At 71.4% G+C, this 13,822-nt stretch carries 12 protein-coding genes; 6 read left to right on the forward strand and 6 right to left on the reverse strand.

Features of this window, described 5'->3' with window-relative positions:
• The first annotated feature begins 52 nt into the window (after positions 1–52).
• Together ACQPZQ_RS03600 and ACQPZQ_RS03605 are read left to right on the forward strand one after the other, a co-directional pair.
• Positions 53–1,384: a PLP-dependent aminotransferase family protein gene (locus tag ACQPZQ_RS03600; protein ID WP_433292009.1), complete on the forward strand. Its 1,332-nt coding sequence runs from the start codon at positions 53–55 to the stop codon at positions 1,382–1,384.
• 22 nt (positions 1,385–1,406) lie between these two features.
• Positions 1,407–2,018 carry an N-acetyltransferase family protein gene (locus tag ACQPZQ_RS03605; protein ID WP_433292011.1) on the forward strand — a complete coding sequence of 204 codons (612 nt, stop codon included), beginning with the start codon at positions 1,407–1,409 and terminating at the stop codon, positions 2,016–2,018.
• Between the two features lie 8 nt (positions 2,019–2,026).
• Here ACQPZQ_RS03605 and ACQPZQ_RS03610 read toward each other — a convergent pair whose 3' ends face one another.
• The 3 genes from ACQPZQ_RS03610 to ACQPZQ_RS03620 form a co-directional block, all read right to left on the reverse strand.
• Positions 2,027–3,340 carry an MFS transporter gene (locus ACQPZQ_RS03610; RefSeq protein WP_433292013.1) on the reverse strand — a complete coding sequence of 438 codons (1,314 nt, stop codon included), beginning with the start codon at positions 3,338–3,340 and terminating at the stop codon, positions 2,027–2,029.
• Positions 3,341–3,415: 75 nt separating this feature from the next.
• A complete protein-coding gene (locus ACQPZQ_RS03615; protein ID WP_433292015.1) occupies positions 3,416–3,670 on the reverse strand; it encodes a hypothetical protein in 255 nt (84 codons plus the stop codon).
• Positions 3,671–3,672: 2 nt separating this feature from the next.
• A complete protein-coding gene (locus ACQPZQ_RS03620) occupies positions 3,673–4,314 on the reverse strand; it encodes an HNH endonuclease family protein (protein WP_433292017.1) in 642 nt (213 codons plus the stop codon).
• 245 nt (positions 4,315–4,559) lie between these two features.
• Between ACQPZQ_RS03620 and ACQPZQ_RS03625 the strand changes: the two genes are divergently transcribed.
• On the forward strand, positions 4,560–4,856 hold the full coding sequence (locus tag ACQPZQ_RS03625) for a hypothetical protein (RefSeq protein ID WP_433292019.1): 297 nt from the start codon (positions 4,560–4,562) through the stop codon (positions 4,854–4,856).
• Between the two features lie 15 nt (positions 4,857–4,871).
• Here the strand turns inward: ACQPZQ_RS03625 and ACQPZQ_RS03630 are convergent, their stop codons facing one another.
• Entirely contained in the window at positions 4,872–5,813 is a 942-nt protein-coding gene (locus ACQPZQ_RS03630) for a LysR family transcriptional regulator (RefSeq protein ID WP_433292021.1), read from the reverse strand.
• A gap of 98 nt (positions 5,814–5,911) precedes the next feature.
• Here ACQPZQ_RS03630 and ACQPZQ_RS03635 point away from each other — a divergent pair, with 98 nt between their 5' ends.
• Genes ACQPZQ_RS03635 through ACQPZQ_RS03645 form a run of 3 tightly spaced genes read left to right on the forward strand, consistent with a single transcriptional unit; the run spans position 5,912 to position 9,557 of the window.
• The gene (locus ACQPZQ_RS03635) at positions 5,912–6,949 is read left to right on the forward strand and encodes a maleylacetate reductase (RefSeq protein ID WP_433292023.1); all 1,038 of its coding nucleotides are present in this window, start codon (positions 5,912–5,914) and stop codon (positions 6,947–6,949) included.
• Entirely contained in the window at positions 6,946–7,809 is an 864-nt protein-coding gene (locus ACQPZQ_RS03640) for an intradiol ring-cleavage dioxygenase (protein WP_433292025.1), read from the forward strand. The genes ACQPZQ_RS03635 and ACQPZQ_RS03640 overlap by 4 nt, the downstream gene beginning before the upstream one ends.
• Complete coding sequence (locus tag ACQPZQ_RS03645; protein ID WP_433292027.1) at positions 7,806–9,557, forward strand: FAD-dependent monooxygenase; 1,752 nt, start codon at positions 7,806–7,808, stop codon at positions 9,555–9,557. The genes ACQPZQ_RS03640 and ACQPZQ_RS03645 overlap by 4 nt, the downstream gene beginning before the upstream one ends.
• Before the next feature lie 69 nt (positions 9,558–9,626).
• Here ACQPZQ_RS03645 and ACQPZQ_RS03650 read toward each other — a convergent pair whose 3' ends face one another.
• Positions 9,627–12,554, reverse strand: a complete 2,928-nt coding sequence (locus ACQPZQ_RS03650; protein WP_433292029.1) for an FAD-binding and (Fe-S)-binding domain-containing protein — start codon at positions 12,552–12,554, stop codon at positions 9,627–9,629.
• Positions 12,551–13,720, reverse strand: a complete 1,170-nt coding sequence (locus tag ACQPZQ_RS03655) for a pyridoxal-phosphate-dependent aminotransferase family protein (RefSeq protein ID WP_433292031.1) — start codon at positions 13,718–13,720, stop codon at positions 12,551–12,553. Before ACQPZQ_RS03655 ends, ACQPZQ_RS03650 begins: the two co-directional genes overlap by 4 nt.
• Between the last annotated feature and the right edge of the window lie 102 nt (positions 13,721–13,822).

Below are 13,822 nucleotides of genomic sequence, written 5' to 3' on the forward strand. Positions count from 1 at the left end.
TGCCCGGTGCAATATCGGCGTTCAATACTTTCAATAGCCTCGGAGCAATACTGTGGACAGCTACCTCAGGCTCGCCGACTCCGTCGCCGCCGACATCCGGGCGGGCCGGCTGCGACCCGGTGACCGGCTGCCCACCCAGCGGCGGTTCGCCCGCGACCGAGGCATCGCGGTGTCCACAGCCGCTCGCGTGTACGCCGAGTTGACGCACCGCGGCCTGGTGACGGGCGAGGTCGGCCGCGGCACCTTCGTGCGCGCAGCCCCTCCCGCGCCCGGTCTCGCACTGGCCGAGCCCGCCGCCGCAGGGCGGGTCGACCTGGAGATGAACATCCCCGTGCTCCCGCAGCAGGGGGAGATGCTTGCACCGATCATCGAGGGATTGCTCCGACCCGGCGTGCTCGGCGCCTCCCTCACGGCTACCACGGTGACCGGCACCCCCACGGCCCGCGGGGCGGCAGCCGCTCTCCTGGCGCGGACGGGTTGGACCCCGGAGCCGGACGGCGTGCTGTTCGCAGGCAACGGCAGGCAGGCGATCGCCGCGGCCGTCTCCGCGCTGGTGCCACTGGGCGGACGGCTGGGCGTCGAGGCGCTGACGTACCCGGTGGTGCGGGGCATCGCGGCCCGGCTCGGGATACAGCTCGTCCCGATCCCGACGGACGACGGCGGCCTGCTGCCCGACGCCGTGCGTGCCGCCGGGCGGCTCGACGCCGTCTACCTCCAGCCCACGCTGCACAACCCGCTCGGCACGACGATGACGCCCGCTCGCCGCGCTGCGCTCGCAGAGGTGCTCGCCGAGCGCGATCTGATGGCCGTGGAGGACACGATCTACGCGTTCCTGCGGGACGCCCCGGCCCCGCTGGCGGCGTTCGCGCCGGAGCGGACCGTTCTCGTCGACAGCCTGTCCAAGCGCGTCGCACCCGGTCTCACCCTCGGGTTCGTGGTGCCGCCCGCTGCCGTGCACGACAGGATCGCCGTCGCACTGCGGTCCGGCGGATGGACGCCCCAGGCGTTCGCACTGGAAGCTGCCACCCGCTTCATGGCCGACGGGGTGGTGGCTGCGATCGAGACGGCCAAGCGCGCCGATGCCGCCGCCCGGCAGGCGCTGGTCGCCGAGCGGCTCGCGGGGTTCGTGCTGCGCACAGACCCCTCCTCCTACCACTGCTGGTGGGAGCTCCCCGCGCCGTGGCGGGCGGAGACGTTCGTGGCTGCGGCGGCCCGGCGCGGCATCGCGGTGACCCCGGCGGCGGCCTTCGCGGTGGGCGCGGCTCATGCGCCGAGCGCCGTGCGCCTCGCACTCGCGGCCCCGCCCGTGCCGGTGCTGGCCGCAGCGCTCGAGGCGCTCGCGCTTCTGGGAAGGGGAAGCCCGGCCGACGACGAGGTGGAGTGACGTAAGCCGTTACGGTGAGCACATGCCCGTAGTCCGCCCCTACCGGCCGGCGGACCGCAGCGCGCTGGTCGACATCTGCGTCCGCACCGGGGATGCCGGCGAGGACGCCCGCGCGCTGTACCCCGATCCCGAGCTGCTGGCGAACATCTTCGCCCTGCCCTACGTCGAGTACGAGCCGCAGCTCGCATTCGTCGTCGACGACGGCGGCCAGGCCGTCGGTTACGTGCTCGGGACGTCGGACACACCGGCGTACGTCACGTGGCTCCGGCGGGAGTGGCTGCCCACGCTGAGCCGGCGCTACCCGCCGCCGACCGGCCGTCCGGCGACACGGGCTGAGGGGATGATCGCTCTCCTGCACCAGCCCGAGCGAATTCTCGTGCCCGAGGTGGCGGCGTACCCGGCCCACCTCCACATCGACCTGTTGCCCGCGTACCAGGGCGCAGGCAACGGACGGGCACTGATGACCACCTTCCTCGCAGCACTGGCCCGGGCCGGGATCACAGCCGTGCACCTGGGCATGGCCAGCACCAACACCCGGGCGGGAGCGTTCTACGGCCGGATGGGTTTCCACGAGATCCCGGTGCCGGCCCAGCCCGACTCGACCTACTTCGGCCGCTCCACCGATCCGCTCTAGCCCGGCCGCTACCGCGCCACGCGCCAGGTCTCGCGGATGGCCAGCACGGCGACGAGGCTGATCAGGGCCGTGCCCACCATGTAGGCCGACACAGACAGCGACGTACCGGTGGAGGTCTGGAGCGCGGTGGCGACGAGCGGCGCGAAGCCACCGCCGAGCACCGCACCCACGGCGTAGGAGAACGAGGCGCCGCTATAGCGGTACCGAGGCTCGAACATCTCGGCGAACAGGGCCGACTGCGGTCCGTAGGACGCGCCGAGCCCGATCGTCAGCACGATCACGGCGATGATCATCAGGGCGGTCGAGCGGGTGTCGACCAGCAGGAAGAACGGCACCGGCCACACCACCAGCAGCACTGATCCCACGAGGTAGACCGGCTTGCGGCCCACCCGGTCGGACCAGATCGCCGACACCACGATGCTCACCAGCCACGAGATGCTGCCGACGATCACGACCACCAGCATCGTCGTGCGGCTCACGCGGAGCACCGACGTGCCGTAGGAGAGCAGGTAGGCCAGGAAGACGTAGCCGATGGCCGTGTTGGCGATGAAGCTGACCGAGGCGATCACCAGCTCCCGCGGACGCTCGCGCAGGACGTCGATCATGGGCAGGCGGGCGCGCACCTGCTCGGCCTTGAGCGCCCGGAACACTGGGCTCTCCTCGATGCGCAGGCGGATGAAGAGGCCGACGCCGACGAGCACGATGCTGAACAGGAACGGCAACCGCCAGCCCCAGCTCGCGAACTGCTGGTCGTCCATGGTCGCGTCGATGACGACGAACACCAGCTGGGCGAGGATCAGCCCGGCCGGTACTCCGACCTGTGAATAGGACCCGTACTTGCCGCGGTGCCCCTCCGGAGCGTGCTCGACCGCCATGAGTGCGGCGCCGCCCCATTCACCACCAGCACTGAGCCCCTGCAGCAGGCGCAGGAACACGAGCAGGATCGGCGCGGCCACGCCGATCTGGTCGAAGGTCGGGAGCAGCCCGACCCCGACCGTGGCCACACCCATGAGCACCAGCGACGCGACGAGCATCGCCTTGCGGCCGATCCGGTCGCCGAAGTGGCCCCACAGGATCCCGCCGACCGGACGGGCGAGGAACCCGACGCCCAACGTGGCGAACGAGGCCAGCGTGGCCGAGGCGGGCGACAGCGTCGAGAAGAACTGCGAGCCGAAGACCAGCGCCGCGGCGGTGGAGTAGATGAAGTAGTCGTACCACTCGATCGTCGTGCCGACCGCGCTGGCGAGTGCCACCCGCCGCAGCTGCTCCGGCTCGGACTGCACTTCGGCAGCAGCTACGGCCGGCGTTCTCTCCGCGTCCACCCGCTGTCCCCCGTTCGTGTGGGCACTGTTGGCGCACACAGTGCGAGGGGTGGACCTCGGGTGTCAACAGAAAGGTCAGCCCTCGGGACGGTCGAGCACGGCGGCCAGGACGGAGTGCAGGACCTCGGCATCGGCCGGGTCGTGCAGCTCGGCCTTGCCGCCGCGCACCGTGTACCACTCGTCGGCCTCTTCGTACCGGACGCTGACCTGGACCTCGCCGTCGTCGGCGCAGGTGGTGCGTAGCTCCAGGGCGCCGGTGATCACGCCGACGTCGTCGGTCCAGACACCGCCTGGTGGTGCGGTGATGAGGGAACTGTGCTCAGAGGACATCGTCAGCACCTGTTCAGCATGTCGAGGAGCGCGGAGCGTTCGGCGGAGGTTACCGAAAGATCCCATTTCGACTTGGTCTCGATCCAGAGTTCCGCGTAGGTGCACCAGTACTCGGTGAGCTTGGGCTTCCACAGGTTCGGCGGCTGGTCACCCTTGGCCTGGTTGACGTTGTCGGTGACGGTGAGCAGCCCGGGGCCGTCCAGGTCGTTGGCGTACGCCTCGCGTCGTTCGTCGTCCCAGTCCGCCGCGCCGGAGCGCCACGCCTCGGCGAGCGGCACGACGTGGTCGATGTCGACATCCGCCGGGTCCGTCCAGGTCGCATCGTCGTAGGGCGAGTGCCAGGTGCCCTTGACGATCTTGCACGGAGAGTCGACGACGACGTCGGTGCCGTCGCGCTCCAGCACGAGGTCACGGGTGTCGCAGCCCTTGCCCTGGCTCGACCAGTGCGGGAACCGATCGCGGGAGTAGCCGCGCATTGACGCGGGCGCGCGCTCGACCAGTGCCGAGAGTTGGGCATGCGCCTGGTCCGTGGAGACGGGCCGGGCGTCGGGGAGAACGGGTGTGATCGTGCAGCCGCTGAGGCCGACGACGAGCAGCAGGGCCGCGAGGCCGGCCGCCGAGATCCGCACGAGGTGTCCGAGCACGCCCCACTAGCTCCTATCGCGGTTGCCGGCACGGGGCGAACCCACGGCCACGACGGGGCGATCATGCCATCCGCGGGGTACGGATGGATCACGGCCCGATTGCCGCATGAGCGGCACTCTCGGGCGGGCCGATGAAGCGAAAGTACCGTCGGTATCGGGCGAAATGCCTGGATTAGGCGGCGAGACCAGCGGTTATTCCGCTTACGCGAATCAACGCGGTCGGCTCCGAGTTCATGGCGGTGGCGATGAGGGTGCTCCGGGTGTTCGGGGGAGTCCTGCTCTGGCTCGTTGCGACGGTTCTCCTCGTCGTCGCGCTCGTGCTGTGCGTCACGGTCCTTCTCATGCCGGTCGGCCTGCTGCTGGGGTTCGCCGCGCTGCGCCTCTACGGCGTGGGGTTCCGGCTGCTGCTCCCACGATCGCGCGACGTCCGCAAGGGCCTGCGGAAGGAAGGGCGCAGGTGGCGTCGGAAGATGCCGGTGCCCAAGCTGTCGCGGAAACGCTCCGGGTGGCTGGCGAGGACGGCGCGCCGAGTGAGGCGGTGAGCACCGCCGGGCACCTCATTGCCGGCGGGTGCGCGCGAATGCGGGGCCCAGTACGTCGGGTTCCGGAGTGTCCAGTGCCAGCCGCAGGAAACGCTGTGCCGGAGGGCTGGGGGCGTCGGCACGCCGGCGCAGCAGACCCGTTTCCACCACCGGGACGGGTCGGGTCAGCGGCCGCGTCACCGCGTCCGGTCCGCACACGCGCTCCACGGATGCCGGTAGCACCGAGACACCGAGACCCGCGCCGACGAGTGCCACCGCGGACTGGACGAGGTCGACCTCGTGCAGCGCGGGCTCGAAACCCGAGAGCCGGCACGCTCCCAGCAGGTGTGGCGCGAGACCGCCCCACACGGTTCGTCCCGGGCAGAAGAACGGCTCGCCGGCGAGGTCGCCGAGGTCGATGCGGTCGCCGAGAGCATCCGCGCGGGCCCGCGGAACCACGGCGACCAGTGGTTCCCGGCGCGCGACCGCGACGTCGAGGTCGGGCCCGACGCCGCTCGCGGCCCCACCGGGCGGAAGGTGCACCAAGCCGAGATCCGCGCGGCGAGAACGTACGTGCTCGGCGACGGCGTCGGTGTGGCCCTCCAGGAAACGCAACTCCACGTCGGGTCGCGCGGCATGGAACCGGCTCAGCAGCGGCGGCAGCACGGACCATGCCGTCGCCGGCACGAACGCGAGCGCCAGCCGTCCACTTCGGCCCTGCCCGGTGCGCCGCACCGACTCCGCCGCAGCATCCACATCGGACAGCACACGCCGGGCGTGGTCGACGAGGTGCCGGCCGGCCTCGGTGAGATCGACGCCCCGCCGGTGCCGCACGAAGAGCGCAACACCCAACTCGTGCTCCAGCCGTGCGAGCTGAGCCGACAGCGGGGGCTGCGTGAGGTGCAGCCGCGTGGCCGCCCGCGTGACGGAGCGCTCCTCTGCGACTGCGAGGAAGTACCGGAGCTGTCGCAGGTCCATAGTTCATCGTATGGCCGGCCTTCATAACCGGTATTGGACGAATAGCAGATTTGGCCTCACTGTGACCCGTGCGACGAGGCGAGGCTGGGAGGCATACGGTGCGGGAGTTCACCTACGAGGCGCACCCCGCGCGGATCGTCTTCGGGGCCGGCGCGGCGCGCACCCGGCTCGCCGACGAGGTCGGCAGGCTCGGCGCCACCCGACTGCTGCTCGTGGCCTCGGAGCGCGACGCGGAGCGCGTCCGCTCGCTCGTCGCGCCGCTCCGCGATCGCATCGCTGCGACGTTCACCGCGGTGCGCGAGCACGTACCGCTTGCCACTGCCGAGGCCGCACGGGCAGTGGCCGCAGCCGTGAAGGCCGATGGCGTGCTGAGCATCGGTGGCGGGTCGACCACCGGCGCTGCCAAGGCCGTGGCGCTCACGGCCCGTATCCCGGTGGTCGCCGTGCCGACGACGTATTCGGGTTCGGAGGTCACGCCCGTCTGGGGTCTGACGGTGGATGGTCGCAAGACCACGGGCGTCGATCCCGCCGTGTTGCCTCGGGTGGTCGTCTACGACCCGGAGTTGACGGCCTCGCTCCCGCGAGGGTTGGCCGTCGCGAGTGGCTTCAACGCACTCGCGCACGGCGTCGAGGCGTTCTGGGCGCCGCGGCGCAATCCCGTGAGTACCGCCATTGCCGAGGACGGGATCGCCGCGATCGTGGTCGGGTTGCGTAAAGACGATCCGGTCGCGTTGCTGCGCGGCGCCTGGCTGACGGCCAGCGCGTTCGCGGCTGCTGGGTCGGGGTTGCACCACAAGCTGTGTCACGTGCTCGGTGGCACCTACGACCTGCCGCATGCGCGCACTCATGCCGTGGTGTTGCCGCACGTGCTCGCGTTCAACGCACCCGGAGCACCCGATGCGGTGGCGCGGGTCGCGCGAGCACTGGGTGTCGATGATCCGGTGGGCGGGCTGCGGGAGCTGGCTGACGAGATGGGCGTGCCTCGGGGCCTGCGTGAGCTGGGTTTGGGTGAGGAGCAGATCGACGAGGTCGCGGCGCTCACCGAGCCCGCGGTACCGGAAGACAACCCCGTGCCGGTCGGTGGCGGGGCACTGCGGCGGCTTGTGCGCGCCGCGTGGAGTGGGGAGGACACGTGACCCAGCAGGAGCGGGAGGAGGCGGTGACCGATGAGGTCGTCGCCAGCTTCGCCGGGACGAAGGACGAGCGGCTCCGCGAGATCGTGCAGAGCCTCACGCGGCACCTGCATGCGTTCGCGCGGGATGTCCGGCTGACGCAGGAGGAATGGGAGGCGGGGATCGGCTTCCTGACCCGCGTCGGGCACACGACCGATGACAAGCGGCAGGAGTTCATCCTGCTCTCCGACGTGCTCGGGCTCTCGATGCTCACCGTCGGGATCAACGCGCCCGCCTCGCCGGGGGCCACCGAGTCGACAGTGTTCGGGCCGTTCTTCGTGGAGGGCGCTCCCGAGGTGCCGATCGGTGGCGACATCGCCCGCGGCGCGAAGGGCACCCCGTGCCGGGTGACCGGCAGCGTCCGCTCGACGGACGGGTCGCCGCTCGCCGGGGCCCGGATCGAGGTGTGGGAAGCCGACGAGGACGGCTTCTACGACGTGCAGTACGACGGCGACCGGTCGGCCGGCCGCGGATGGCTGCGCTCGGGGGCGGACGGGGAGTACGCGTTCTGGTCGGTGCGCCCGTCGCCCTACCCGATCCCCGACGACGGCCCGGTCGGCGACCTGCTCGCCGCCACCGGCCGCGGCCCGATGCGTCCGGCACACCTGCACTTCAAGGTCGACGCGCCGGGCCACCGCACCCTGATCACGCACGTCTTCGCTGCGGGCGATCCGTACCTCGACCGCGACGCGGTGTTCGGCGTCAAGGAGAGCCTGGTCGTCGAGTTCGCCGAGCACCCGGCAGGCGCTGCCCCCGACGGCCGGGTCCTCGACACCGCCTGGACCAGCCTGAACTTCGACATCGTCCTGGAGGCGAGGCCATGAGCGAGACCCTGCGGACCGACGTCCTGGTGATCGGCAGCGGCCCGGCGGGCGGCGGGGCCGCACTCGCCCTGGCCACGCTGGGCGTCGATCACATGGTCGTCACCAAGTACCGCTGGACGGCCAACACTCCGCGGGCGCACATCACCAACCAGCGCACGATGGAGATCTTCCGCGATCTCGGCATCGAGGATGACGTACTGGCGCAGGGCACGCCGCACGACCTGATGGGCGACACGGTGTTCTGCACCAGCCTCGCCGGAGACGAGATCGGACGGGTCCGCACCTGGGGTACGCACCCGGCGCGGGAGGCCGACTACACGCTGGCCAGCCCGTCGCCCAACTGCGACATTCCACAGACCTTCCTCGAGCCGATCGTGATCGGCCACGCCGCCTCCCGCGGCAGCAGCATCCGGTTCGACACCGAGTACCTGCGACTCGTGCAGGACGACGAGGGCGTCACGGTGACAGTGCGGGATCGCGTGACCGGGAGCGAGTACGACATCCGCGCCAAGTACGTGATCGGCGCCGACGGCGGGCGCAGCGCGGTGGCAGCCGACGTGGGCCTGCCGTTCGAGGGCCAGATGGACGTGGCCGGCTCGATGAACATCGTCTTCCACGCGGACCTGTCGCACCTGGTCGAGCACCGGCCGAGCGTCCTGTACTGGGTGCTGCAGCCCGGCGCGGAGGTCGGTGGCATCGGGCTGGGCCTGGTGCGGATGGTGCGGCCGTGGAACGAGTGGCTGATCGTCTGGGGCTACGACATCACCCAGCCGCCACCCGAGGTCGACGACGAGATGGCCAGCCGGATCGCGCACGAGCTGATCGGCGACGACACGATCCCGGTGACGATCCGCTCGGTCTCGCTCTGGGGCAACAACAAGATGTACGCCACGCGGTACCGGGCGGGGCGGGTGTTCTGCATGGGGGATGCGGTGCACCGGCATCCGCCGTCGAACGGGCTGGGGTCCAACACCTCGATCCAGGACGCCTACAACCTGGCGTGGAAGCTCGCCTACGTGCTGCGCGGAACCGCCGGCGAGGCGCTGCTCGACAGCTACGACGTGGAGCGCGCGCCGGTCGGCAAGCAGATCGTGTTGCGGGCGAACAAGAGCATCGAGGAGTTCGGCCCGATCTTCGACGCACTCGGGCTGACCGGGGAGTCGGATCCGGAGTTGATGCGCCGACACATCGACGCGCGGGCGGCGAACACCCCGGAGGCGGCCCGGCAGCGGGCAGATCTGCGGGCGGCGCTGGAGCTCAAGAACTACGAGTTCAACGCGCACGGTGTGGAGCTGGGCCAGCGGTACGTGTCCGGTGCGGTGGCGCCTGACGGCACCACGGAGCCGGAGTACACCCGCGACCGCGAGCTGTACTACCACCCGACGACCTGGCCGGGCGCCCGATTGCCGCACGCGTGGCTGGGCCGCGACGGGCGCCGTGTCTCCACCCACGACCTGGCCGGCAAGGGCCGGTTCTGCCTGCTCACCGGCATCGCGGGCGAGGAGTGGGCAACGGCGGCGGCGAAGGTTGCGGAGGAGCTGGGCATCGAGGTGGTCGCGCACGTGATCGGACCGGGCCGGGAGTACATCGATCTGTACGACGACTGGGCGCGCGCCCGCGAGGTCGGCGAGGACGGCTGCGTGCTGGTCCGCCCAGATACCCACGTGGCCTGGCGCGCAGCCGCGCTGGCAGACGACCCGGGCGCCGACCTACGCCGAGCACTCACCGCCGTGCTGTCCCGCGACTGACGAGCCCCCGCAGAACGGAGCCGTAGTGCTGTCGGGAGGCCGTCCCGGACAGCTCTACGGCTCCATAACTCAAGGGGCCAAGGTTGCCCTGATGAGTTCTACCGGGTGGTGGGCTTTGCGGGTCGTGCCGTGGGCGATCTGTTGGCGGCAGGAGACCCCGGTCGCGGCCACTATCGTGGACGTGGGTTCGGCTCGGACGGCCGGGAACAGGCGGTCCTCGCCGACCTGCATCGAGACGTCGTAGTGCTCGGCCTCGAACCCGAACGATCCCGCCATCCCGCAGCACCCGGCGTCGAGCTCGACCACGTCGGCCCCCGGGATCCGCTTCAGCAGCGCCACCGTGGCCGCGGTGCCCACCTCGGCCTTCTGGTGGCAGTGCCCGTGGAAGAGGATGCGCTGCCCCGCGGGCCAGGCGTTCTCCCGCAGCTTCAGGGCCCCGCTGTCGATCGCTTCGACGAGCAGTTCGTCGACGAGCCGCGCGCGGCCCGCCACGTCCGCGACGCGCGGGTCGTCGCCGAGCAGGGCGCGGTGCTCGTCCTTCAGCGTCAGCAGGCAGGACGGCTCCACGCCCACGATCGGCCCTGACGTTGCGCCGAGCGCGTCGACCAGACCGGACGCCTGACGTTTCGCCTGGTCGAGCAGGCCCTTCGAGAAGGCCGCGCGTCCGCAGCAGCCGGAGTCCTCGAGGCGCACGTCCCAGCCGGCGCGCTCCAGCAGCTCGATCGCGGCCATCCCGACCGCGGGCTCGGTGAAGCTCGTGAACGAGTCGGCGAGGAAGGTGAGCGGACCCCGGTTCGTCTGCGCTGCGGCAGGCCGCCGCCGGAACCAGCGGGGCAGGGTTCGCCGGGCGAACACCGGCAGGGGGCGCTGCGGCGCGATGCCGAGGGTGCGACCCATCAGCGTGCGCAGCGCGGGGACCCGGCCGGGCAGGTTCGACAGCGGTGCGGTGGCCGAGCCGAGCCGGTTGAGCCGCCGGATCGCGCCGAAGACGCGGGAGCGCAGCGGCGTGCCCTCGACCTGGTGCGCCTGGTGCAGGGCCTCGCTCTTCAGCGTGGCCATGTCCACCGACAGTGGGCACTCGCTCTTGCAGGCCTTGCACATCAGGCACAGATCGAGCGCGTCGTGCAGGCCCTCGTCGGTGAGCCCGACTCGCGGGTCCGGCTCCGACAACGCCTTGACCAGGGCGTTAGCCCGGCCGCGCGTGGAGTCGTGCTCGCGGCGCGTGGCCATGTACGACGGGCACATCACGCCGGCGTCGCTCTTGCGGCACACGCCGATGTTCATGCACCGGTCGGCGGCGCCCCGCATGCCACCCGAGCCGCCGGCCACCACCGTGAAGTCCAGCGCGGTGCGCAGCAAGGGCGCCGGGGTCAGCGCCGCGTCGCGCAGGTTCTCGGTCATCGACGGGGCGTCGACGATCTTGCCGGGGTTGAGCCGGTTCTCCGGATCGAAGATCCCCTTCACGCGGCGCATCGCCTCGTAGAGGTCGTCACCGAACAGCGCCCGGTTGAACTCGCTGCGGGCGAGCCCGTCGCCGTGCTCCGAGGAGTTGACGCCGCCGAACTCCGTGACGAGGTCGCGGATCTCCTCGGCCACCGCGCGCATGCGCACCACCTCGTCGGGCCGCGACAGGTCGACGAACGGGCGGATGTGCAGGCAGCCCACGGAGCAGTGGCCGTAGAACCCGGCCCGCAGCTCGTGCCGGTCGAGCACCTTCGCGAAGCGCTCGGTGTACTCGGCGAGCCTCGCGGGATCGACCGCCGTGTCCTCGACGAACGCGAGCGGCCGGTTCGTGCCCGTGCCCGCGGCCATCAGCAGCCCGAGGCCCGACTTGCGCACCTTGAGCAGCGCCCCCTGCTGGGCGGGCGTCTCGGCGCGAAGCGTGTGGTAGCCGTGGTTGTGGCGCTCCCAGAGGGCGGTGAGCCGGTCGAGCTGCCCGGTGAGCTCCGCCGGGTCGTCACCGGTGAAGGAGACGAACAGCAGCGCGTCGGGGTCGTCCTGCAGGATCGTGCCCAGGGCCGCGTACTCGATGCGCTCCCGGGAGAGGTCGAGGATCGTGCGGTCCATCAGCTCGACGGCCGACGGGTCGCAGCTCAGCGCGTCCTCAGTGGCGGCGATCGCGGCGGGCGTGGAGCGGAAGTGGCCCACCGCGATCACGGTGTGCTTCGGCTTGGGCACCAGGCCCACTGTCGCCTCCGTGGCCACCATGAGCGTGCCCTCCGAACCGACCACGAACGTGGCGAGGTCGAAGGTGGCGGGGTCGGAGCTCGCGGCGGCTGCCAGCCGATCCAGCCGGAATCCGCCCGACCGGCGCCAGAAGCCCGGGTACCCGGTCGCGATCGGGTCGCGGAACTCCTCGACCAGTGCGGGCAGGTCGCGGTAGAGCCGCCCCTCCAAGGTGGCGGCCGTGGCGCGGCGGGCGCGTTCGGCCCCGTCGACCGGGGCGAAGTGCGCGGTGGTGGCGTCCGAGAGCACCACGTCGAGCGTGCGGACGTGGTCGATCGTCATCCCGTAGCGCACCGAGCCGCTGCCCGCGGAGTTGTTGCCGATCATCCCGCCGAGCGTGGCGCGGTTGGACGTGGAGGTGTCGGGACCGAACATCAGGCCGTGTTCGCCCGCGGCGCGGTTGAGCTGGTCCTGCACCACCCCGGGCTGCACGCGTGCGGTACGGGCCTCCGGATCGAGGTCGAGGATCGTGCTCATGTGCCGGGAGAAGTCGAGCACCAGTGCGTCGCCGACCGTCTGCCCGGCCAGGCTGGTGCCTGCCCCGCGGGGCAACACGGCGACCCCGTGCTCGGCGGCCAGCCTCACCGCGGCCACGACGTCGCCGGCGTGCCGCGGGGCCACCACCCCGCGCGGCGTGATCGAGTACATGCTCGCGTCGCGCGAGTAGAGGTGGCGGGTGTAGTCGTCGAAGGAGACCTCACCCTCGATCTCCCGGGAAAGTGCCTGCGCAAGCTCGCGCTGTGACCTTGATTCGCTTGCAAGCTCGTTCATGCGACATCCCGAAGGTGCTCCAGCGCAGCGTCGAGGCCGCCCGGCTTGATCGGCACCCCGGCGAGCTGCAGTCCCATCTGGACACCGGCCAGCGTGCCGGCCAGCGTCAGGTCGTTGAAGTGGCCGAGGTGCCCGATCCGGAACACCGTGCCGGCGAGCCGCCCGAGCCCGGTGCCGAGCGACATGTCGAAGCGCTCGAGGATGATCCGGCGCACCGCGTCGGCGTCGTGGCCGGTGGGCAGCAGCACCGCCGTCAGCGAGCCGGAGTACTCCCGTTCGTCGGCGCACAGCACCTCGAGCCCCCACGTCCGCACGGCGGCACGAGTGGCCGCGGCGTGGCGCTGGTGGCGGGCGAACACGGCGGGCAGGCCCTCCTCGGTGAGCATCGCGAGCGCCTCACGCAGGCCGTAGAGCAGGTTGGTGGCGGGTGTGTAGGGAAAGAACCCGCGGGCGTTCGCCTCGAGAATCGGCGCCCAGTCCCAGTAGCTGCGCGGCAGCCCCGCCGAGCGCGACGCCGCGAGGGCCTTCTCGCTCACCGCGTTGAAGCCCAGCCCGGGCGGCAGCATGAGGCCCTTCTGCGAGCCCGCGACGGTGACGTCCACGCCCCACTCATCGTGCCGGTAGTCGATGGAGGCGAGCGAGGAGATCGTGTCGACGAGCAGCAGGGCGGGGTGCCCGGCGGCGTCGATGGCGGCTCGGACCTCGGGCACGCGGCTCGTGACGCCGGTGGAGGTCTCGTTGTGCACCACGCACACGGCCTTGATCGTGCGCTCGGGGTCGGCGGCCAGCCGCTGGCCGACAGCGGCAGGGTCGACGCCGCGGCGCCAGTCGCCCGGGATCACCTCGACGTCGAGCCCGACCCGTCCGGCGAGCTCGGCCCAGAGCGTCGAGAACTGGCCGGTCTCGCCGATGAGCACGCGGTCGCCGGGGCTCAGCGTGTTGACCAGGGCCGCCTCCCAGGCGCCCGTGCCGGACGACGGGTAGATCACCACCGGCGCCGTGGTGCCGAATACCGGGCCGAGCGCCGGCAGCAGGGCTTTCGTGAGCTCGGCGAACTCCGGGCCGCGGTGGTCGATCGTGGGTGCCGCCATCGCCCGCAGCACCCGGTCCGGCACGTTGGTCGGGCCCGGGATCTGCAGGAAGTGACGCCCGCCGGTCGGACTCATCGATGCCTCCAGGTGCGTCCTCGTTGTCGCTTTGCGGAAGACATCTACCGCATAGCGGGCAGGGGTGACAGTTCGTGTGACGGATGTGCGTGCTCCCACCAC

Origin of the sequence: Pseudonocardia sp. CA-142604 (assembly GCF_050948475.1) — a bacterium.
Taxonomy (GTDB): Bacteria; Actinomycetota; Actinomycetes; order Mycobacteriales; family Pseudonocardiaceae; genus Pseudonocardia; species Pseudonocardia alaniniphila.

Bases quoted from the DNA above. Each gene is read 5' to 3' on its own strand.
- ACQPZQ_RS03605 (WP_433292011.1), top strand. From the start codon at position 1,407: ATGCCCGTAGTCCGCCCCTACCGGCCGGCGGACCGCAGCGCGCTGGTC.
- ACQPZQ_RS03615 (WP_433292015.1), bottom strand. From the start codon at position 3,670: ATGTCCTCTGAGCACAGTTCCCTCATCACCGCACCACCAGGCGGTGTC.
- ACQPZQ_RS03625 (WP_433292019.1), top strand. From the start codon at position 4,560: ATGAGGGTGCTCCGGGTGTTCGGGGGAGTCCTGCTCTGGCTCGTTGCG.
- ACQPZQ_RS03630 (WP_433292021.1), bottom strand. From the start codon at position 5,813: ATGGACCTGCGACAGCTCCGGTACTTCCTCGCAGTCGCAGAGGAGCGC.
- ACQPZQ_RS03645 (WP_433292027.1), top strand. From the start codon at position 7,806: ATGAGCGAGACCCTGCGGACCGACGTCCTGGTGATCGGCAGCGGCCCG.
- ACQPZQ_RS03650 (WP_433292029.1), bottom strand. From the start codon at position 12,554: ATGAACGAGCTTGCAAGCGAATCAAGGTCACAGCGCGAGCTTGCGCAG.
- ACQPZQ_RS03655 (WP_433292031.1), bottom strand. From the start codon at position 13,720: ATGAGTCCGACCGGCGGGCGTCACTTCCTGCAGATCCCGGGCCCGACC.